Origin of the sequence: Nonomuraea deserti, from assembly GCF_004348685.1 — a bacterium.
GTDB classification, from domain to species: domain Bacteria; phylum Actinomycetota; class Actinomycetes; order Streptosporangiales; family Streptosporangiaceae; genus Nonomuraea; species Nonomuraea deserti.
In genome coordinates this window covers 1-20,265 of record NZ_SMKO01000198.1, presented here as the reverse complement: position 1 = coordinate 20,265, position 20,265 = coordinate 1, and the positions used below count along the sequence as shown (strand labels likewise).

Sequence of the window (20,265 nt, the reverse complement as noted above, 5' to 3'; positions counted from 1 at the left end):
GGCTCCTCCCACCTGGAGGCCGGCGCCCCCGTGGCCGCCCACCCCGCCGGACTCGCCCGGTGACGAGCCGGTCCGGCGCAGGCGCACGACCGCTCCGGACGGCGAAAGCCGCACGGCCGTCCAGGACGGCGAGTGGACGCCGGGGGTATGCGTGAGCGCCTTCGACCTTCCCTGGCTGGTCGCCGACATCGGGGGGACCAACGCCCGGTTCGGGTTGGTCTCCTCGCTGGGAGCGCGGCCGTCGAACGTCGCGGTCCTGGCAGGGGCCGCGTACGCCACGCTGCCCGAAGCCGTGGACGCCTATCTCGCGGAGCACGCGGGCGGGGTGCGGCCGGGGGCGGTCTGCCTGGCCGTGGCGGGGCCGATCGACGGTGACCGCTACCGGCTCACGAACTCGCCGTGGGCCGGGTCCGTGCGCGACCTCGGCATCCCGTACGCGCGGCTGCTCAACGACTTCGAGGCGCTGGCGGTGTCGCTGCCGCACCTGGAGAGCGCTGACCTGGTGCACCTGGGCGGGCCCGGTCTCCGCCACGGGGTCAAGGCGGTGCTGGGGCCGGGCACCGGGCTGGGCGTGGGCGGTCTGGTGCCGGCGGAGCGGGGCTGGACGCCGATCCCGGGCGAGGGCGGGCACGTGACGGTGCCGGTGGTGGAGCGGCGCGAGTTCGAGATCGTGCGGGTCCTCCAGTCGCAGGGGTTGCCGCACGTCGTGGCCGAGCACGTGCTGTCGGGGCCGGGCCTGGTCCGGCTGTACCGTGCGCTGGCCCAGGTGAACGGGGTCGCCGCGCCCGAGCTGACCGCCTCGGACATCGTGGCCAGGCTCGACGACTCGTTGTGCGCCGAGACGGTCGAGGTGTTCTGCGGGATGCTGGGCGGCTTCGCCGGCGACGTGGCGCTGACCCTGGGCGCGAAGGGCGGGGTCTACCTGGGCGGCGGAGTGCTGCCCCGTATCGTGGAGCGCGTGCGTGCCAGCGGCTTCCGTACGCGGTTCACCGCCAATCCCGACATGGCGGGCTACCTTTCCGCCATCGGGACGGCGCTGATCGTCGCGCCGCAGCCGGCGCTGACGGGCGCGGCCGCCTGGCTGAGCGGCCGCGCGCGCAGGGAACCGGTGGGCTGAGGCCGCGTCCCCAGGCGTCTCAGGCGGCCCCGCTGGTGGCGCGGGCCGGAAATTTCAGTACGGAAGGTCCCTGACGGGGCCGACGAGGAGAAGAACGTATGAGTAGTCTGCTCGATCTCGCCCCGGTGATCCCCGTCGTGGTGATCGACGACGTGGAGAGCGCCGTGCCGCTGGCCAGGGCGCTGGTCGCCGGGGGCCTGCCGGTCATCGAGGTGACCCTGCGCACGCCGGTCGCCCGTGAGGCGCTCGCCAGGATCGCCGCCGAGGTGCCTGAGGCGACCGTGGGCGCCGGCACGATCCGTACTTCTGACGATATTTCAGCATCGGTGGCGGCCGGGGCCAGGTTCCTGGTCTCGCCGGGCACCACCCTGTCGCTGGTCGAGGCGCTGGACGCGAGCGGCGTCCCCTACCTGCCGGGCGCGGCCACCGTGTCGGAGGCGATGGCGCTGGCCGAGCGCGGGATCAAGGAGCTCAAGTTCTTCCCCGCCGAGGCCGCGGGCGGCGTCCCCTACCTCAAGGCGCTGGCCGGGCCGCTGCCGGACGTGCGGTTCTGCCCGACGGGCGGCATCCGTGCGGACACGGCGGCCGCCTACCTCGCGCTGCCGAACGTGGGCTGCGTCGGCGGCAGTTGGCTGACCCCGGCCGACGCGCTCGCGGCGGGCGACTGGGGCCGGGTCGAGAAGCTCGCGTCGGAGGCCGCCGCGCTGAAGTAGCGTCCGGAAGCGGGCGTACGCGCGCATGCCCCGCAGACCCGGCCAAAGGCCTAGAACCCCCTATGACGTGGCCATTTCCGGATTCGCGAAGATCATCAACCCGCGTTGACGGGGTATCAACGGACGGTCAACCGGGTAGGTCAAGGCATGCACAACCGCGGCCCCGGGAAGCCCCTTTCGCTCCTCGGAAAGCGAAAGGACAGTCATGCCGACACAGACGGCCGGTCACGAACAGGGCGTCACGGACGACCGCCGGGCGGCGCAGCCGGGCAGCCTGGAGCGCGGGATCGACATCCTCCTCGCGCTCAGCGCGGCCGCCCGCCCGGTGAGCCTGTCGGAGTTGTGCCGGAGCACGGGGCTGCCCAAGTCGACCGCGCACCGCATCCTCGGCGTGTTGTGCGCCCGCGAGCTGGCTCGCCGGGTCGGCAACGGCTACGTGCCCGGCGAGGTGCTGGAGGCGATGGCCGGCACCGCCCGCGCCCTCGTGCCGGGCACTCGCGCGGTGGTGCTGCCGTACCTGCTCTACCTGTACGAGGCCACCCGGCAGACGGTGAACCTGGCCGTGCCCGCCGGCCTGGAGGCCCGTTACGTCGAGCGCCTCTACGGTCACAACCGCGTCGACTCGCGCTCCGACGGCACCGACCGCGCGCCGCTGCACTGCACGGCCACGGGCAAGGCGCTGCTGGCCTTCGATCCCCGGCTGCGCCACGAGCTGACGGCGCGCGGCCCCTTCGAACGCTGGACGCGCCGCACCGTCACCACCCTGACCGGGCTGGAACGCGAGCTGGCCCAGGTCCGCAGGCACGGCGTGGCGTACGCGCAGGAGGAGTACACCGAGGGCGTGGCCTGCGTGGCCGCGCCCGTGTTCGGGCCCGCGGGCACGGTGTGCATGGCGCTGGGCGTGGCCGCGCCCGCGCACGCGGCCCAGCTCGCCAGGCTCGGCATCTCCGTGCGCGGCGCCGCCCAGGCCATCTCGGCCGCGCTCTCCCCCTCCAGCTGCTCCTGGCCGCTGCGTGTTCCGTGACGCCGGAGGTGTTCCGGTCACCGGAACACCTCCGGCGCGGGGAACCGCAAGCGTTCCGTTGACCGAAACCCCAGATTGCGAACGGGGGCCCGCGGCGATCACATCGGCATATGAACTTCCTCCCCGCTCCGGCCATCCAGGAGGCGCCCGCGGGCTCGGGGCTCAGGGCCCACCAGGCCCGGGACTCGCGGGCGCCGGCCGGACTCCGGGAGGTCGCGCGTGCCTAGAGGGCTGCCCAGGGCCACCGCGCTGGAGAGTTTGCGCCTCAAGGCCGCCCTCGTCCCGCCCGGCACGCCGCACCTCACGCCAGGGCGCGACCTGCTGCGCTCCCGCACGCTGCTGTCGGAGCTCGAAGCCAGGTACGGCGGCCGCCCCGTCCTGGTCCGCGGCCCGCGCGGCCCGGCGCTGCTGATCATGTCCAAGCGTGACGCGCTACGGGTGCTGGCCGAGGACGACGACGCGTACGCGCCGGCCGTCGAGACGCGACCCCTGGGGCTGCCGACAGACGTGCTGCGCCCGGCGTTCATCGAGATCGCCCGCGAGGAGGCCAAGGAGCTCACCGAGGGCGTGGTGGACTACGCGCGGCTCAACGGCCGCTGGCAGCGCGTCGCCCGGCGCTGCGTCTACGGGGACGGCGCGGCCGGTGACGAGGAGCTCACCCGGCTGCTGGCGGACCTCACGCGGGCAGGACGGCTGCGGGCCAGGCGGCGCCAGCAACTCCTGTCGGGCCGCTACGACGCCCGGATCATCGACCACCTGCGCCGCGCCGAGCCGGGCAGCCTGGCCGGGCTGATCGCCGAGACCCCCGGGCAGGCCGAGTCGCGCGGGCTCATGCAGGCGGCGTTCTGGCTGATGGGGCTCGGCGTGACCGCGCCCGGCCTGATGCAGACCCTCGCCCTGCTGGCCGCCCACCCGGCACACCGCAAGGCCGCACGCACCGACCCCTGCCATCTGCGCGCCTGCCTGCGCGAGGGCCAGCGCCTGTGGCCGCCTGTGCCGGCGCTGACCCGTGTCACCACGGTGGAGACTTCCTGGTACGGCGCCGCCCTGCCCGCCGGCACCACCGTCCTGGTGCCGATGGCCGTCCACCAGCGCAACCCGCGCCTGCCCTACGCGAACACGTTCGCACCCGAGATCTGGCTGGACGGCACCGCCGCCGGGGAGTGGTGGGCCAGACCGGGCTGCGAGGGCGTGCACCTGACGCTCGCCGTCGGCACGGCCTTCCTGGCGGGCATCCTGCGCGGCTCCCGGCCCAAGCCGGTCGGGCGGCTCATCTCGCCGCACCGGCCGCTGCCCCACGCGCTCGACCTCGCGCGGCTGCGGGTGACGATGATCCCCGCGCGCCGCAAGCCTGCTCACGCCTAGTGGCCAACGAGTGGGCCCTTCCTCCGTTAGAGTCTTGGGTACAAACGGGATGCCGTGCGGCGGAACGGTGCGGGTCGCGGCATGACGACCGGCCGGGGCGGAGGATCGGTTCGGGTTGAGACGGGATGACGACGGCGAGAGGACGGCGACGTTGGGGCGCTCCGCTGGCTCTCCGCTGAAGCCGGACGATCCGCCGGCGATCGGCCCTTATGAGCTGCTCAGCCGTCTCGGCTCCGGCGGCATGGGTGTGGTCTACCTCGCCAAGGCCGCCGACGGGTCACGGGTGGCGCTCAAGGCGATCCGGCGTGACTTCACCGCCGACCCGGTCTACCGCGCGCGCTTCCACGAAGAGGTGTCCAACGCGCGCAAGGTGGCGTCGTTCTGCACGGCGCGGGTGCTCGACCACGGCGAGGACCGCGGCCGCCTCTATCTCGTCACCGAGTACATCGACGGCATCTCCCTCGAGAACCACCTCATCGAGCACGGCGCGCTGTCGCCGTCCGTGCTGCACGCCGCGGCCGTGGGCGTGGCCGCCGCGCTGACCGCCATCCACGCGGCGGGGCTGGTGCACCGCGACCTCAAGCCGGCCAACGTGATGCTGACGCTGGCCGGGCCGCGGGTGATCGACTTCGGGCTCGCGCGCTCGACGCACGTCGACTCCCGGCACACCAACGCCAACATGGTGATGGGCACGCCCGGGTGGATCGCTCCCGAGCAGGTCTTCGAAGGGCGTACGAGCCCGGCGGGCGACGTGTTCGCGTGGGGCTCGCTCATCGCGTACGCGGGGCTCGGCGGGCACCCGTTCGGCGAGGGCGACGCCTACGTGATGGCGGCCAGGGCCCGCACCGCGCCTCCCGACCTGCGAGGGCTGCCCGCCCCGCTCGACCGGCTGGTGGCGGCGGCCATCCACCCCGACCCCGCGCGGCGGCCCGCGGCCAGGCAGCTGCTGCTGGAGCTGGTGGAGGCGGCCGACGAGCCGGCCGCGCAGCTGGCCGCGACCAAGCATCTGACCAACGCGTGGAACCCGTCGGAGTTCGGGCCGCTGATGCCGCAGGCGCCGCACCGCCCGCCGCCCGACCGTGCCGGGCCCGCGCCGGGCTCGCCCCCTCCGCACCGCCACCCCGAGACCGCCCACCGCGGCCCGCAGCCCGAGGCGGCCGGCCGCGGCACTCAGGCGCGGCGCCCGGACGGTCGTGCCCCGCAGCAGGCCCACCACGAGCGCACGGGGCCCGGTCCCCTGCCCGGCGCGGGCGGGCGGCCGAGCCAGCCCCCTCCCGCCGAACGCACCGGTCCCACATCCGGTTCCGGCCGCGGCCCGCAGCAGGTCCCGCCCGCCGAGCGGACGGGCCCCACACCCGGCTCGAGCCGGAGGCCGCAACCGCCGCCGCCCGCGGAACGCACCGGGCCCACGGCGACCGGGCAGGGCCGCCAGCCGCATCCGGAGCGGACCGGGCCTCTGCCGCGCACCGCGCGCGGCCCGCAGGCGCCGCATCCCGAGCACACCGGCCCGCTCTCCACCGGGCGCGGGCCGCTGCCGCACCACCGGACCGGCCAGGCGCCGCCGCACCACGCGGTCACCGGCCCGGTGAGCGGCGCGGTGACCGGCGCGGTGACCGGGCAGGGCCCGCTGCCCGGCTACCGGCCGCCCGCGCGCAAGCGCAGCGTGTTCGCCGGCTGCCTGACCGTCCTGGTCGTCGCGGCGGTGCTGCTGGTGCTGCTGCTGGCCGTGCTGGCCTGGGTGTTCCGCCCGCCTCCCGCGGCCGGTGCGGACGGGCCCGTGCAGGACGGCAAGCTGAAGTTCGCCGTGACGAGCACGAAGTGTCCCAAGCCCGCGAAGTCCGCGGCCGAACGGGTCTGCCGGATCGGCGTGAAGATCGACAACGTCGGCCCTGACGCCCGCGTGCTCTACCCCGGGCAGCAGAAGCTGATCGACGAGGACGATGTGGCGCACGCCGGCACCAGGCTGCTCGACAAGGCGGGCAAGGAGATCACGCCGGTCCGGATCGAGGCCGGGCGGTCGTTCACCGGCACCCTGGTGTTCGAGCTGGCCAAGGGCCTCACGCCTGTGGGGCTCGAGGTGCACGACTCAGGGCTGAGCGCGGGCGCGCGGATCAACCTGCGCGACCAGCCCGACGCCGCTGCCCCGGCCGCCCGCCACCACCCGTCGCGCGCCTGACACGTCCACCCGCGCCACCCGCCTTCCGGACCCTCCCGCCACGCCGAGCTCACCGCCCGGAGAACGGGCCCGCACCACCCGCAGGAAGCGCCCGCCGCCGTGCCCGGCTCACCGCCGGAGAACCGGCCCGCACCACCCGCAGGGAACGCCCCCACCCGCCTTACGCGCCCGCGGCGCCTGCCCGGCGCGCCTCCGTCGCCCGGCGGGGGCGCTCCCTCGCGTCGCTCGCCTGGGAGGCCGGATGACCGGCATGGCTGGGCCGTGCGAAGTCAGGAAAGTGGAGGGCGGGGTCAGAAGCCCTGGGACGGGGAGACCACGCCTTCGAGCGGGGCGCCTTCGGCGAAGCGGCGCACGTTGGCGGTGACGCGTTCGGCCAGCCCGTGCCAGTAGGCGTCGCGCGGGTTGGCGCAGTGCGGTGTGATGAGGACGTTGTCCAGCTGCCACAGCGGATGCCCGTCCGGCAGCGGCTCGGGGTCGGTGACGTCGAGGGCGGCGCCTCCGATGCTGCCCGCGCGCAACGCGTCGACCAGGTCGTCGGTCACCACGAGCCCGCCCCGCGCGACGTTCACCAGCCAGGCGTCCGAACGCATGAGGCCGAACTCGCGCGCCCCGAACATCCCCCGGGTCTGCGGGGTGGCGGGTGCCGCGACCACCACGTAGGCGGCTTCGGGCAGCGTCTCGCGGTAGCGGGCGCGCGGCACGATCTGCGCCGCCCCCGGCGCCTCTCCCCTGTCGGTGACCGCCAGGACCCGGCAGCCGAACGGCTCCAGCATCCGCATGAGCGCCCGCCCGATGCCGCCGAAGCCGACGATCGAGACCGTAGAGCCGGCGAACACCTTCGAGGTGTTGGGCCCCCACGAGGTGGCCCTGGCGTGCCGGTGCAGCCCGCGCGCGGCCGCCAGCATCAGGGCCAGCGCGTGCTCGGCCACGGCCGGCCCGTAGGCGCCCGCGGCGGCGGTGAAGACCGGCTGCTCGGTGATGACCCCGGCGGCCGCCCATCGTTCGACGCCGGCGTGCGGCAGTTGCACCCAGCGGATGCCGTCGTGGATCATCGCCCGGATCTCCGCGGGGTCGTCGCTGCCGTAGTAGACGATCGCCTCGGCCTGCTCCAGCGGGACGGCCTTGCCGCCCGCCCGCTCCACGGCCTCGACGAGGACGGGCACGGGCTCGGGGCCGACGTGGACGGCGACGGTCATGATGGTTCCTCCTGGTAACCGAGATGCTCCGCGATGGCACCGGCGCACCGGCGCACCGACGGGAGCAGGGCGTGCAGGGCGGCGCGACCGGCCTGGGCGCGCAGCGCGGTCAGCGAGACCGCAGCGGTCACGTCGCCGAAGGCGTTGCGCACGGGCACGGCCACGCAGTGGACGAACTCCTCGAACTCGCCCTCATCGGCCGCCCACCCCCGCTCGCGCACGGCCCGCAGCTCCTGGTCGAGCGCGGCCCTGGTGATCAGCGTAGCGGGAGTGTACGGGGTGAACTCCCAGCCCTCCAGCACCTCGTCGGCGTGGGCGGCGGGCAGGTGGGCGAGGATCGCCTTGCTCACGCCCGCCGTGTGCAGGGGGACGGGCCGCCCGATGCGGGCGTACATGCGTATGGGACCGGGCGGCGAGATCTTGTCGACGTAGACGATCGTGCTCTCGCGCAGGGCGGCCAGGTGGACGGTGTGGCCGGTCGACTCCTGCAGCGCGGCGAGGTGCGGGTGGGCGAGGTCACGCAGCCCGAACTGGCCGCCGGCGCGGGCCGCCAGCGCGGCGAGCCCGCGCCCCGCGCCCCACGTGCCGTCCGGCAGCCGCCGGACCAATCCGGCCTCGGCGAGCGTGTGGAGCAGGCGCAGCGCGGTGGTGCGGTGCACGCCGAGCCGGTCGCCGATCTCCGCGAGGCTGCGCGGGCCGTCGCACGCCAGTTGGAGGATCGTGGTCGCCCTGCTCACGGTCTGCGACATCAGGCTCTGCCCTTTACAGCGGTGTTGACACGACCGAATACCTGCAGCAGGGTAATGGTAACACCATTAATTCACAGTGTGCATATGTTGCACAGGAGGTCACGGGATGAGCGTCGGCGAGCTTGAGCGAGAGACCATGCGCCGGGTGACCGGCCGCCTGATGCCGCTGATCGTCATCTGCTACCTCGTGGCCTACATCGACCGGTCGAACGTCTCGGTCGCCGCCCTGAGCATGAACGAGGCGATCGGGCTGACCGCCGCGCAGTTCGGGCTCGGGGTCAGCATGTTCTTCGTCACGTACGTGATCTTCGAGGTGCCCAGCAACATCGTGCTGGCCAGGATCGGCGCCCGCCGCTGGATCGCGCGCATCATGATCAGCTGGGGGATCGTGTCGGCGTGCATGGCCCTGGTGCAGGGCGAGAAGTCGTTCATCATCGTGCGACTGCTGCTCGGGGCCGCCGAGGCGGGGTTCACGCCGGGCATCATCTGGTATCTGGCCCGCTGGTTCCCCGCCAGCCACCGGGGGCGGGCGATGGGCCGCTTCTACATCGGCGCCGCGCTGGCCACGGTCATCGGCGCGCCCATCAGCGCCTTCATCATGAAGATGGACGGGTTCCTCGACGTGGCCGGATGGCAGTGGCTGTTCGTCATCGAGGGCGTGCCCGCCGTCGCGCTCGGGTTCGTGGTGCTGAGGTCCCTCACCGACGAGCCGCGCGAGGCCGGGTGGCTGCCGGAGCGCGGGCGCGCGTGGCTCGTCGAACGGCTCGCGCGCGAGCAGGCGGAGATCGACGGGCAGCGGGCGATCTCCGTGCGGCAGGCTCTGTCCAGCCCCGGGGTGCTGCTGCTGGCGCTCTTCTTCTTCCTCTACTCCTTCAACAGCATCGGGCTGACCTTGTGGATGCCGCAGGTGATCCAGGGCGGGTTCGGCGAGCCGAGCGACTTCGTGACCGCGCTGCTGACCGCGGTGCCGTACGCGCTGGCCGTGGTGGCGATGGTGCTCGTGGCGCGCGGCGTCGACCGGCGGGGCAGGCACGCGCTGCACATGGCGGTGCCGATGGCGGCCTCCGGGGTGATGCTGGTGGGCAGCGTGCTGGCCGGGCCGGGCGTGCTCGGGTTCGCGCTGCTGGCGCTGTCCACCGGGGCCGCGTGGTCGGCCGTGCCCGCGTTGTGGGGCAGCGCCACGTCGTTCATGACGGGCGTGGCCGCGGCGGCCGGGGTGGCGCTCATCAACTCCGTCGCCAACATCGCGGGCCTGGCGGTCACGCCGCTGATCGGGGTGGTCAAGGAGGCCACGGGGTCGTTCGACGCGCCGCTGCTCGTCATCGCGGGGGCCATGTTCCTGGGGGCGGTCGTGGCGATGGCGTCGGCGCCGTTCACGGCGCCCGGACGGCTGGCCGCCGAGACCGCTGCCGCGAGTGAGCGCGACCCGGCCTAGGCGAGCGTGGCGTCGCCGTCGAGAAGGCGTTCGACCTCGTCGCGGGCGGACTCAACGATCGAGCGCACCGCTTCGGCCGCCTCCGCCCTGCGGCCCGCCGCGACGGCCTCGGCCACGTCGAGGTGCCGCCTGACGGCGGCCGTGTCGAGCCGCTCGGGCAGGAGCAACAGGTCGCGCCGGGCCTTGAGCAGTTCCTCGGTCACCTCGGCGAGCTGGGCGAACATGCCGTTGCCCGAGGCGGCGAGCAGCACGCGGTGGAAGGCGGCGTCGGCCGCCACCAGCCCCTCGCTGTCGCCGTCGCGCGCCGCGCTCGTCAGTGCCTGCGCGTGAGCGATCAGCTCCTGCCGTACGCCCTGCCCCGCGAGGCCGGCGGCCAGCGCCGCGGCGGCGGGCTCCACCGCGGCGCGCAGCTCGGCCAGCTCGCGCAGCTGCGCCGCGCGCCCGGGTGAGGCGAGCCGCCACCGGATCACCTGGGGGTCGTAGAGGTTCCAGGCGCTCATCGGGCGCACGGTGACGCCGATGCGCGGGCGGCTGGTTACCACCCGCTTGGACTCCAGCACGCGCACGGCCTCGCGGGCGACCGTGCGCGAGACGGCGTACCGCTCCTGGACGTCCTCCAGGCGCAGCACGTCGCCGGCGCGCAGCTCACCCGCCGCGAGCGAACCGCCGATCCTGTCGACCACCTGCCCGTGCAGGCCCTGTAGCTCCACGCCGCTCTCCGTCACTGGAAGGGGTCAGTCAAGGGTGTCATGAAGGCATGCGGGCCGGCCCGGTGACCGCCCCGCCGGCGATCAGGCCGCCGGCGCCAGCTCGAACTCCTCGACGAACCGGCCGATCATCCGGTGTTCCTCCTCGTCGAGCCGGTGGCCGGGGGCCCGGCAGTGCGCCGAGCCGATCCAGCCGCGGCGGCGCGAGATCTCCTTCTCCGCGGCGACGATCAGCTCCACACCCTGCATCCAGTAGGACAGGTAGGGCAGCATGCGGGTGTGCAGGGCCAGCGCCCCCTCCTCGTCGCCGCTCTCCCAGCGCCGCCACAGCTCCACGTAGAGATCGGTGAACGAGCAGCCCGGCTGCACGCCGACCGCGCCGCGGCGCAGCGCGTCGGGCAGGTGCAGCCCGGCGTTGCCGACCAGGGCGGGCAGCGGCCGCTCCCCCTCCGCCAGCGCCGCGACCAGCCGGCCCGGCGGCGCCGACTCGACCTTCACCCAGCGCAGGTTGGGATGTTCGGCGGCGAGCCGGTGCAGCGTGCCGGCGTCGAGCGCGGTGCCGGTCTGGGCGGGGGCGTACTGGAGGACGACCGGCAGCGGCGCCACCGCGGCCAGCACCGCGCGCACGTGCGCCAGCACGGCCTCGCGAGAGGGGCTCATGAAGTGCGGCGGGAGCAGGTTGATCGCGTCGGCGCCCCGCTCGGCGGCGCGTACGGCCTGCGCGACCGCGTGGTAGGTGGCGTGGTCGGGGACCGAGACGATCGCGGCCACGTCGTCGCGCGGGCGGGTGACGTCGAGGAGCAGGGTCGTGAGCAGCTCGCGCTCGGCGTCGTCGAGCTTGTGGAACTCGCCGGCGAAGCCGGGGAACATGACCGAGGTGACGCCCGTGGCCAGCACCTCTGCGGCCACCCTGACGAAGCCGTCGGGGTCGAGGGAGCCGTCGTCGTGGAAGGGCACCTCGAGGACGGGAGAGACACCGCGTACGAGATCGAGCACGGACCAATCGTACTATCACATGACCTGACGAGGTGCCCCGCCCGCAGCGGCGACCCTCGCGAGCAGCGAGGTCTCCGTGATCGGCGACTCGTGGGTGCCGGTGACCGTGCAGGCGTGCGCGCCGGCGATCGAGCCCAGCCGCACGCACTCCTCCAGCGGCCTGCCGTTCACCGTGCCGTACAGGAAGCCGGAGACGAACGCGTCACCCGCGCCGTTGCTGTCGGCCACCGGCCCCGGCAGCGGCGCGGCCGGGAAGGCGCGCACGCCGGAGCCGCGCGTCAGGACGAGACAGCCGTCGGCCCCGCGCGTGCACACGACCGCGTGCGCGCGCCCGCGCGCGATGAGGTCGCGCATGGCGCCGGCCGGATCCGGCAGCGCGGCCTCCGACATGAACACGAGGTCGGCGCGGTAGGCGAAGTCCTTCTGGTAGTCGGAGGCGCCGTCCCAGTCGTGCAGGTCGGTGGAGATCGGGACGCCGTCGAAGTCGTCGAGGGCGTGGCGGCAGAAGTCCATGATCGACAGGTGCACGTGCCTGGGGCGTACGTCCGCGTAGAGCTCGCGCGGCAGGCGCTCGCCCGGCGTGACCTTCGCGTCGTAGAACGAGGTCCGGCGCCCGTCCGGGCCCACGAGCAGAACGCTGCGCCGGGTGCCCGCCTCGGCACGCGCCCAGCGAAACTCGACCGCCCCCAGCGCCCGGCGGACCAGCGCGCCCTGCGGATCGTCGCCGATCAGGTCGGCGAACGCGACTCCGAGGCCGAGCGCGTGGCAGCCCAGCGCCACGCCCGCGCCGGTGTTGCCGATCCGGTCCACGACCGGAGGCACCTGGTAGGTGTCGCGGTAGGGGAGCGGCAGCTCGGGCACGTAGACCGTCGTGTCGACCCCGGCGCCGCCGAGGACGAGGATGTCGTGCGTGTTCATGGCCTCCGCTCCGTGGCGGCGGGTCCGGTCGCCCCGCGGCCGCCGCCTTCCGTCGTCGCTCTGGTCGCCGCGCTCCCGCCGCTCCTCCTCCGGGCCACGGCGCTGCCCCGCCTCACCGGTTGACCAGGGGGCCCGAGCCGGTGGAGCCGCGGACGACGAGCTCCGGCTGGAAGATCAGCTCGACGTGTTTGGCGGGGGCGCCGTTGACCTCTTCGAGCAGCGTCTGCACGGCCGCCGAGGCCATCGCGCCGATCGGTTTGCGTACGGTGGTCAGCGGCGGATCGGTGAACGCGATCAGCGGCGAGTCGTCGAACCCGACCACGGACACCTCGCCCGGCACCGACAACCCCTTCTGCCGGCAGGCGCGGATCGCGCCCAGCGCCATCAGGTCGCTCGCGCACACGATGCCGGTGCAGCCGCGGGCCAGCAGCTGCGTGGCGGCCGCCTGCCCGCCCTCGACGGAGAACAGCGAGTGCGCGATCAGCTCGTCGACGTCGGAGGTGGCGAGCAGCTGCGCCATGGCCTGCTTGTAGCCCTCGATCTTCCTGATCACGGGGACGAACCGGTGGGGCCCCAGCGCGATGCCGATGCGCTCGTGGCCCAGGTCGACCAGGTGCTGGACGGCCAGCCGCGCGGCCAGGCGGTCGTCGGGCGAGATGAAGGGGGCGTCGATGTGCTCGCTGTAGCCGTCGACCAGCACGATCGGCAGCCCGCGGTCGGTGAGGCGGGTGTATCGGTCCATCCGCGCGGTGGTGTCGGCGTGCAGGCCCGACACGAACACGATGCCGCTGACCCCGCGATCCACCAGCAGCTCGGTGAACTCGTCTTCGGGGGCGCCGCCCGGCAGCTGCGTGCACAGCACCGGCGTGTAGCCGTGCTGGGTCAGCGCCTTCTCGATGGCCTGGGCGAAGGCGGGGAAGATCGGATTGTCCAGCTCGGGCGTCACCAGGCCGATCAGCCCGTTGCTGCGCTGCCGCAGCCGGGGCGGCCGCTCGTAGCCCATGAGGTCGAGCGCCGTCATGACCGCCTGGCGGGTGGCGGCCGAGACGCCGGGTTTGCCGTTGAGCACCCGGCTGACCGTGGCCTCACTCACCCCGGCCTGGGCGGCGATGTCGGCTAGGCGAGCGTGACCGTTCATGCCACACACTTTACTTTCCACCACGCCGCCGAATCGGCTGCGCCGGGGACGTCGGAGGCCAGCAGAAGCTCCCCGTCGACCTCGAAGTCCACGGGGTCCGCGGTGAGGTTGACCGTGCAGGCGAAGTCGCCCCTGGAGAAGAACAGCGTGCCCGCGGGCGACTCGTGCCAGGTCAGTTCGCCGCGGAGGTCGCGCCGCAGGCGCAGCGCCGTACGGTACAGCTCCAGCGTCGAGCCGGCCACGCCCCGCTGGGCCTGCACGCTCAGCTCCGCCCACTCCTCCGGGATGGGCAGCCACGGGCGGGTCCAGCCGGACTCGCGCGTCCACGGCATCGGGACGCGGCATCCGTCGCGGCCGCTGTCGGGGTCGCGCAGCCGCTGCGGGTCCTGGCACAACTCCCGCGGCAGGTCGAGCACCTCCGGCAGGCCCAGTTCCTCACCCTGGTAGACGTAGGCCGAACCGGGCAGCGCGAGCGTGAGCAGCGCGGCGGCGCGGGCTCTGGCCAGGCTGCCGTAGCGGGTGACGTGCCGCTTGACGTCGTGGTTCGACAGCACCCAGGTGGTGGGCGCGCCGACGGAGCCGGCCGTGGTGAGCGAGGAGTCGATCACCTCGCGCAGCCCGGCCGCGTCCCAGGGGGCGAACAGGTAGTGGAAGTTGAACGCCTGGTGCAGCTCGTCCTGGCGGACGTATCGGGCCAGCCGCTCGGGTGTGGGGGCCCACGCCTCGGCCACGCCGATCCGCTCGCCGGGGTAGGAGTCCAGCACGCGCCGCCACGAGCGGTGGATCTCGTGGACGCCGTCGTTGTCGAAGAACGGCACCGGCTCCCTGCCGACCATCGTGGCCTGGTTGCCGCGGCCGATGTCGGGCAGGCCCTCCGGCTTGACCATGCCGTGCGCCACGTCCACCCGGAAGCCGTCGACGCCGAGGTCGAGCCAGAACCGCAAAATCGACTCGAACTCGCCGCGCACCTCGTCGTTGTCCCAGTTGAGGTCGGGCTGGGCGGGGTCGAACAGGTGAAGGTACCACTGCCCGTCCTCGACCTGCGTCCACGCCGGGCCGCCGAAGATCGACTCCCAGTCGTTCGGCCGGTCGCGGAAGATGTAGCGGTCACGGCCCTCGCCACGCAGCGCCTGCTGGAACCAGGGGTGGGCCGAGGAGGTGTGGTTGGGGACGACGTCGACGATCACCCGCAGCCCCAGCGCGTGCACCTCGTCGATGAGCGCCTTGGCGTCCGCGAGCGTCCCGAACAGCGGGTCGACGTCGCGGTAGTCGGCCACGTCGTAGCCGAAGTCGGCCATCGGCGAGGTGTAGAACGGGGTCAGCCAGACGGCGTCGACGCCCAGCCCGGCCAGGTACGGCAGGCGATCGCGGACGCCGATCAGGTCGCCGACTCCGTCACCGTTGCCATCGGCGAAGCTGCGTACGTAAACCTGGTAGATCACGGCGTCACGCCACCATGCGGTCATAGTCTCCCCCGGTACGTTTCGACCATGAAAGCTCTTTCCGCAACTTTACGCAAGCCCTTCCACACCCCTATCAACCGGAAATCAATGCCTACGGATGCCCATAACCCCCGACCGAAACGCAACTGAACGAGATTCTTTACATCAAGGGTGGACATGTACCGTTAAGGCGCGATGTACTACCTCATCAATCAGCCCCCGTCACAGGTGACACGCGCGCAAGGTGTGGGCCCATGAGCTCGGTCGTTCTCGACAAAGTGACCAAGGTGTATCCGGGCGACTACCTCGCAGTCGACCGCCTCAGCCTGCGGGCGGAAGCCGGCGAGTTCCTCGTCCTGCTCGGCCCTTCCGGGTGCGGGAAGTCAACGCTGCTGCGCATGATCGCCGGACTTGAGGAGATCACCGAAGGAGAGCTCTGGCTCGACGGCCAGATGGCCAACCACCTGGCCCCGCGCGATCGTGACGTCGCCATGGTGTTCCAGAGCGGCGCGTTATACCCGCACAGGACAGTACGCGGCAATATCGCCTTTCCCCTGGAGATCGCCAAGGCTGACCCCGGCATGGTGCGCGAGCGCGTCACCGAACTCTCCAAGGCCCTGCACATCGACGAGACGCTCGAGCGCCGCCCCGGCACACTCTCCGGCGGCCAGCGGCAACGCGTCGCGATGGGCCGGGCCATCGTCCGCCAGCCCAAGTTGTTCCTCATGGACGAGCCCCTGTCGAACCTCGACGCGGGCATGCGCACCGAGCTGCGCATGGAGATCTCGGCCCTGGTCAGATCGCTCGGCGTCACCACCATCTACGTGACCCACGACCAGGTCGAGGCGCTGACCCTGGCCGACAGGATCGCCATCCTCAACCGCGGCGTCCTCCAGGACGTCGGCACCCCGGCCCAGATTTACAACGATCCAGCCACGGCCTTCGTGGCGGCCTTCCTCAACTCCCAGCAGTTGAACCTGTTGGCGGCCAACGTCAGGACGCCGCAGAACCAGTACGTCATGCTCGACTTCGGCCCGCACCGGCTGACGATGCCGTGGAGCGATCCCAGGGCGTACGCGATCTCCCAGCACACGGGCGGGCAGGTCCTGGTCGGCCTGCGCCCCGACGGGCTGGCGCCGGTGCCGGAGACGTACGACGGGCCCTCGTTCTACGGGCGGGTGCGGGCGCTGGAATACCACGGGCACGAGTGGCTGGCCTACCTCGAGTCGGGGATGTCGTTCGCGCCGGTGCCCGAACCGCCGGACCCCGCCCGGCGCGTCAACGGCTCGAAGAACGGATCGGGCAAGCTGACGGGGCTGGTGAAGCGGCTGTTCTCGCAGCCGGAGCAGCACCAGGAGCAGGAGCGGGTGGGCCAGCACCCCAACAGCGGCATCCACCGCCGTTCCGACCTCATCGTCCGGCTGGGCAACCACCCCGTCTGGCGCGCCGGCGACCCCGCCAAGGTGGGCGTCGACCTCAGCCGCGTCATGATCTTCACGCTGGACGGCGCCCGCATCGACCCCCCGCGCCGATAGCCCGCTCCGGTGTACGGGCGGGCAAGATCACGCGCCAGGTGCCCGCGAGAACGCCGCGACTCGCTCACCGCCGCACGCCCTTCCGGCGGTGGCTCAGCGGCGCCGTCGTCCAGTGAGCACGGCAGGGTCGAACGAGACCGGGAACGGCTGGTCCAGCGTGGGAACGGTGCCCGCCTTCGCCTCCGCGACCAGCTCGTAGGCACCCTTGCCCAGGTGGAAGACCTCAACGCGCGGGGTGCCGTGACCTTCCAGGTCGATCCGCAGGAACACGGGTATTCCCGCCGCCGCATATCTCGGTGGTTTGATGGTGTAGTCGCGCTCCCGGTTGACCTTGCCAGGGCTGACCACTTCGGCCACACACACGACGTCCGACGCGGAAAGCGCGACAGGGCCCGCGATTATCGCATCGGCATGCCCCACCACCACGTCCGGGATGAGCCCGTCGTCTCAGACTCGGAGGTTGCCTGTCTCGACCACCTCGAACTTGTCGGGCGCCGCATCGAGCAGGATCGCCCGCAGCCTTCCGGCGCAGAGCGCGTGATCGTATGCGAGCATGGGACTCACGACGAAACTCCCGTCGATCAACTCGATCCACTCCCCGTTTCGGGCAGTCTGAGCCAGTCCTCGACGGTGTAACCATCCTTGGTGGGTGGGAGGGAGAAGAGCCTGGCACGTCGCGGTGGCGGGTGGGCGACCAGCCAGCCGTCCGCAGGCAGAGCGCTCATCTCCTCATCGCCTTCCATGGGATCGAGTCTTGCACGCACGCCGACACAGCGCCAAGCGTGGCCATGTGATCACGTCGAGTGACGGAATCACGTCACCGTGCTTTTACCTGCCGCGTCATCACGACGCGGCGGTCCAGCGGGGGCCGTCGGGGGTGTCCTCCACGACCACGCCCCCTTCGAGCAGCGCCGCGCGCAGCGTGTCGGCGAGCTCGTAGCGTCCCTCGTCGCGGAGCCGGGCGCGGAGCGCGAGCAGCGGCTCCACCAGGGCGCGCAGCCCCAGGGAGCGCAGGCGAGCCGTCGAGGCCGGCTCGCCGAGCCGGGCGATGAGCAGCCGCATCAGCTCCCTGGCCTGGTCGACCCCGCCTGAGTCCTCCTCGGTGTCGGCGGCCCACTTGACGATCTCGGTCTCCAGGTCGAGGACGGCCTGCGCGGCGGCCACCATGTCGGGTTCGGCCACGGCGGCGTTGAAGAGTTTCTCGCACGCGCGCGCGGTCTCCTCCAGCGTCGCCTCGGCGGGTGCGGGCCCGGACCCGGCCGGCCGCGTGGACGGCTGGGGGACGGTGGCGCCGCCGCGGCCCTCGGCCAGGCGGCGGAGCTCGGCGAGGTCGGTGCGCGTGCCCGCGGGCAGGACGACCCGCGAGCCGGGCCGCCGCACGGTCAGGCCGCCGCGGCCCGCCACGTGCGCGGACTCACCGTCCAGGTCGATGACGAGCGCCGTGTGCTCGTCGAGGCCGAGCACCGCCGTGCCGGGCGGCAGTTCGCACTCCATGCGCGAGAGCCGGCGCTCGCCGAGGTAGCAGTAGCGGGTGTCGTGGGTGCCGCCCTCGGCGTTGTCGAAGTGGGGGATCACCACGGCCCGCAGGCCGAGCGGCTCCAGCAGGTCGAGCCCTTCACGCCAGTGGGGGTCGGCGCCCACTTTGTAGATCTCGTAGACCGGCACGGTGGCCAGGCCCGCCGTGCAGGCCGCCGCCGAGGCGAGCACGGTCACCCCCTGGCGGGCGCGCACGCGGGCCCGCAGGTCGCCGGCCACGCCCGAGGCGGCCCACCGGTCGAGCGCGTACGTGGGGCTGCCGGGGCCGGAGAACACCCAGTCGGCGCCCGTGACGCCGGCCGCCACCTCGACGTCGAGGCCGACGCTGCGGGCGAAGTAGCGGCAGGCGCGGGCGGAGATGTCGGCGCGGTTCTCCTGGAAGGCGTAGGGGGTGTCGAGCAGGACGGCCCGTGCCCCCGGGCGCAGGGTACGCGCCGCGGCGCGGTGGATCTCGACCATGGTCGGGCTCGTCTCCCCTGACCCCATCAGCACCAGCGAACCGGGCATGCCTGTCGGCCTCTCTCTCGCACCTCATCGACTACAGCCGGTACGGGCCGAGCTGTTCAAGAGCGGGAAGCATATGCGCATGCGACGCACCTGCATGTAGATGGCAGTAAGTTGGTGGCGGTGACGGGAAGACACATGGTCTCGGTTGAGACGCTCATGCTGCGGGTGGGCTCTGACGATCGCTGGTCCTACCGGCATGCACGTACCCAGCCGGAGGCCGGCGAAAGCCCTGACGAGGCCGCCCGGCGGATCAGCGGGGTCACCGCCGCCGATCCGGCCACCGTCGTGCACTCCACGAGCTGGCGCTACGATCCCGCCGGCGAGATCGTCCTCACGTACGCGGTGTGCCCCGACCCGGAGCCGTGGCTGCCCGCGGTCGAGCTGCCCGGCCTGGAGATCGCCCGAGGTCAGGCGCCCGCGACGCCGTCACCTGAGCGCGTCGCTCTGGCCCACGTGGTCGCGCACGCCGTCAGGCACCTGGCCTTCCTCCTGGCCGAGGATGCCGTCGTCGCGCGCGTGCTCCGGCTGCGCCCGGAGATCGTCCGGGCTCTCGAGCCGGTCGCCGCCCCTGCCTGAGAGGCGCCGGCCGAGCTCCTGCATGGGCTTCTCGACGAAGCGGTAGGTCAGCGCGCTGCCGGCCAGGATCAAGGCCAGGACCAGCACGGTCATGCCGATCTGCACCGGCAGCGCCGCCTTGCGCAGGTCGCCGGTGACCGCCACGAAATACTTCAGCAGCGGGTGGTGCACCAGGTAGAGCGAATAGCTGATCGTCCCCAGCCAGGTGAGCACCCTGGGCAGCCGCCGCCCGCGCAGCGCCATGCCGCCCGCGAACGTGAGGCCGGCCAGCGCGATCGTGGTCAGCCACACGTCACCCTGCACCCACCACCAGCCGCTGGTCACGGCCCACAGGGGCGCCATCACGACCAGCGCCGTGGTGACCGCCACCGGCCACAGCCGCCCATCGCCGCGCTCCCAGCGGTGGATGGCCGTGCCCGCGAACATCACCGCGACCACCGCCACGCCCAGCCACGGGACCCGGCTGCTCAGCAGCAGCAACAGCAGCGCCATCACCCCGAGCGCGCAGGCGGCGGCGGTACGGAACCTGCCCGTGATGACGCACGCCAGCCCGGCCGCGAACACCGCGAACGACACGTACGCCGGCCAGACGCCCACCATGACCGCCCCCGACATCACCAGCCCGACCACGACGGCGCCGCCCGCGAACACCATCGCCAGCAGCCCGCTGTGACCGTGGCCCCTGAGCAGGAAGAGCGCCGTGACCAGCAGGTAGAACACCATCTCGTACGACAGCGTCCACATCGTGTCGGCCACACCTCCGACGCCGACGACGTCGAGCAGCATGGTCGCGTGGGCGGCCACCGCGCTCGCGTCGCGCGGGACGGCCTCGCGCACCGGCACCCACCAGGCGAGGGCCAGCACCACGACGATGACGCTGAGGTAGAGGGGGTAGAGGCGGAAGAACCGGCTGAACCAGAACGCGCGCACGTCGCCGTGGCGTTCGAGAGAGACGGGGATGATATAGCCGCTGACCAGGAAGAACACCAGGATGCCGTAGACGCCTATGTTGAACCAGTAGGGCCGTAGCTGGGGGATGAACCAGGGCAGCATGTGTTCGGCCACCACCGCCATCGCGCCTATGCCCCTCAGGGCGTCCAGCCAGGCGAGCCGGGCGGACGGAAGCGGGTGGGGG

General features: G+C 72.9%; 17 protein-coding genes. 7 read left to right on the top strand and 10 right to left on the bottom strand.

Annotated elements, in window-relative coordinates:
• Positions 1-151: 151 nt before the first annotated feature.
• From glk to E1292_RS41885, 5 genes are all read left to right on the top strand, one after another.
• Positions 152-1,117, top strand: coding sequence for a glucokinase (gene glk, locus E1292_RS41905; RefSeq protein ID WP_132604861.1), 966 nt, complete (start codon positions 152-154; stop codon positions 1,115-1,117).
• A gap of 98 nt (positions 1,118-1,215) precedes the next feature.
• Positions 1,216-1,830 (top strand): bifunctional 4-hydroxy-2-oxoglutarate aldolase/2-dehydro-3-deoxy-phosphogluconate aldolase, encoded by a 615-nt coding sequence (gene eda, locus E1292_RS41900; RefSeq protein ID WP_132604859.1) that lies wholly within the window; start codon positions 1,216-1,218, stop codon positions 1,828-1,830.
• Between the two features lie 205 nt (positions 1,831-2,035).
• Positions 2,036-2,854, top strand: coding sequence for an IclR family transcriptional regulator (locus tag E1292_RS41895; RefSeq protein WP_132604857.1), 819 nt, complete (start codon positions 2,036-2,038; stop codon positions 2,852-2,854).
• A gap of 219 nt (positions 2,855-3,073) precedes the next feature.
• Positions 3,074-4,219 (top strand): cytochrome P450, encoded by a 1,146-nt coding sequence (locus E1292_RS41890; RefSeq protein WP_132604855.1) that lies wholly within the window; start codon positions 3,074-3,076, stop codon positions 4,217-4,219.
• A 151-nt stretch (positions 4,220-4,370) separates the two neighbouring features.
• Positions 4,371-6,395, top strand: a complete 2,025-nt coding sequence (locus tag E1292_RS41885; protein ID WP_132604853.1) for a serine/threonine-protein kinase — start codon at positions 4,371-4,373, stop codon at positions 6,393-6,395.
• A gap of 290 nt (positions 6,396-6,685) precedes the next feature.
• Here E1292_RS41885 and E1292_RS41880 read toward each other — a convergent pair whose 3' ends face one another.
• Together E1292_RS41880 and E1292_RS41875 are read right to left on the bottom strand one after the other, a co-directional pair.
• Positions 6,686-7,591, bottom strand: a complete 906-nt coding sequence (locus tag E1292_RS41880; protein ID WP_132604851.1) for a D-isomer specific 2-hydroxyacid dehydrogenase family protein — start codon at positions 7,589-7,591, stop codon at positions 6,686-6,688.
• Entirely contained in the window at positions 7,588-8,340 is a 753-nt protein-coding gene (locus tag E1292_RS41875) for an IclR family transcriptional regulator (RefSeq protein WP_132604849.1), read from the bottom strand. Before E1292_RS41875 ends, E1292_RS41880 begins: the two co-directional genes overlap by 4 nt.
• 106 nt (positions 8,341-8,446) lie before the next feature.
• Here E1292_RS41875 and E1292_RS41870 point away from each other — a divergent pair, with 106 nt between their 5' ends.
• Positions 8,447-9,775: an MFS transporter gene (locus E1292_RS41870; protein ID WP_132604847.1), complete on the top strand. Its 1,329-nt coding sequence runs from the start codon at positions 8,447-8,449 to the stop codon at positions 9,773-9,775.
• On the opposite strand, the gene E1292_RS41865 is transcribed toward E1292_RS41870, so the two are convergent.
• The 5 genes from E1292_RS41865 to E1292_RS41845 form a co-directional block, all read right to left on the bottom strand.
• On the bottom strand, positions 9,772-10,485 hold the full coding sequence (locus E1292_RS41865) for a FadR/GntR family transcriptional regulator (RefSeq protein ID WP_220447324.1): 714 nt from the start codon (positions 10,483-10,485) through the stop codon (positions 9,772-9,774). The genes E1292_RS41870 and E1292_RS41865 overlap by 4 nt on opposite strands.
• Positions 10,486-10,566: 81 nt before the next feature.
• Positions 10,567-11,478 carry a dihydrodipicolinate synthase family protein gene (locus E1292_RS41860; RefSeq protein ID WP_132604845.1) on the bottom strand — a complete coding sequence of 304 codons (912 nt, stop codon included), beginning with the start codon at positions 11,476-11,478 and terminating at the stop codon, positions 10,567-10,569.
• Positions 11,479-11,493: 15 nt separating this feature from the next.
• Positions 11,494-12,396: a carbohydrate kinase family protein gene (locus E1292_RS41855; RefSeq protein WP_132604843.1), complete on the bottom strand. Its 903-nt coding sequence runs from the start codon at positions 12,394-12,396 to the stop codon at positions 11,494-11,496.
• Positions 12,397-12,508: 112 nt separating this feature from the next.
• The gene (locus tag E1292_RS41850) at positions 12,509-13,534 is read right to left on the bottom strand and encodes a LacI family DNA-binding transcriptional regulator (RefSeq protein WP_132510016.1); all 1,026 of its coding nucleotides are present in this window, start codon (positions 13,532-13,534) and stop codon (positions 12,509-12,511) included.
• Positions 13,531-15,000: a glycoside hydrolase family 13 protein gene (locus tag E1292_RS41845; RefSeq protein WP_132604841.1), complete on the bottom strand. Its 1,470-nt coding sequence runs from the start codon at positions 14,998-15,000 to the stop codon at positions 13,531-13,533. Before E1292_RS41845 ends, E1292_RS41850 begins: the two co-directional genes overlap by 4 nt.
• A 230-nt stretch (positions 15,001-15,230) precedes the next feature.
• Between E1292_RS41845 and E1292_RS41840 the strand changes: the two genes are divergently transcribed.
• Positions 15,231-16,511: an ABC transporter ATP-binding protein gene (locus E1292_RS41840; protein ID WP_132604839.1), complete on the top strand. Its 1,281-nt coding sequence runs from the start codon at positions 15,231-15,233 to the stop codon at positions 16,509-16,511.
• Between the two features lie 93 nt (positions 16,512-16,604).
• On the opposite strand, the gene E1292_RS41835 is transcribed toward E1292_RS41840, so the two are convergent.
• From E1292_RS41835 to E1292_RS41825, 3 genes are all read right to left on the bottom strand, one after another.
• Positions 16,605-16,946 (bottom strand): Uma2 family endonuclease, encoded by a 342-nt coding sequence (locus E1292_RS41835; RefSeq protein ID WP_132604837.1) that lies wholly within the window; start codon positions 16,944-16,946, stop codon positions 16,605-16,607.
• A gap of 408 nt (positions 16,947-17,354) precedes the next feature.
• Positions 17,355-18,554 carry a hypothetical protein gene (locus E1292_RS41830; RefSeq protein WP_132604835.1) on the bottom strand — a complete coding sequence of 400 codons (1,200 nt, stop codon included), beginning with the start codon at positions 18,552-18,554 and terminating at the stop codon, positions 17,355-17,357.
• A 426-nt stretch (positions 18,555-18,980) separates the two neighbouring features.
• Positions 18,981-20,265, bottom strand: a 1,285-nt coding sequence (locus E1292_RS41825) for an acyltransferase family protein (protein ID WP_246090702.1), incomplete at its 5' end; no start/stop codon positions are given.

Coding starts and splice junctions, on each gene's coding strand:
- E1292_RS41830 (WP_132604835.1), bottom strand. CDS start 18,554: ATGCCCGGTTCGCTGGTGCTGATGGGGTCAGGGGAGACGAGCCCGACC.
- E1292_RS41875 (WP_132604849.1), bottom strand. CDS start 8,340: ATGTCGCAGACCGTGAGCAGGGCGACCACGATCCTCCAACTGGCGTGC.
- E1292_RS41845 (WP_132604841.1), bottom strand. CDS start 15,000: ATGACCGCATGGTGGCGTGACGCCGTGATCTACCAGGTTTACGTACGC.
- E1292_RS41850 (WP_132510016.1), bottom strand. CDS start 13,534: ATGAACGGTCACGCTCGCCTAGCCGACATCGCCGCCCAGGCCGGGGTG.
- eda (WP_132604859.1), top strand. CDS start 1,216: ATGAGTAGTCTGCTCGATCTCGCCCCGGTGATCCCCGTCGTGGTGATC.
- E1292_RS41870 (WP_132604847.1), top strand. CDS start 8,447: ATGAGCGTCGGCGAGCTTGAGCGAGAGACCATGCGCCGGGTGACCGGC.
- E1292_RS41855 (WP_132604843.1), bottom strand. CDS start 12,396: ATGAACACGCACGACATCCTCGTCCTCGGCGGCGCCGGGGTCGACACG.
- E1292_RS41840 (WP_132604839.1), top strand. CDS start 15,231: ATGAGCTCGGTCGTTCTCGACAAAGTGACCAAGGTGTATCCGGGCGAC.
- E1292_RS41895 (WP_132604857.1), top strand. CDS start 2,036: ATGCCGACACAGACGGCCGGTCACGAACAGGGCGTCACGGACGACCGC.
- E1292_RS41880 (WP_132604851.1), bottom strand. CDS start 7,591: ATGACCGTCGCCGTCCACGTCGGCCCCGAGCCCGTGCCCGTCCTCGTC.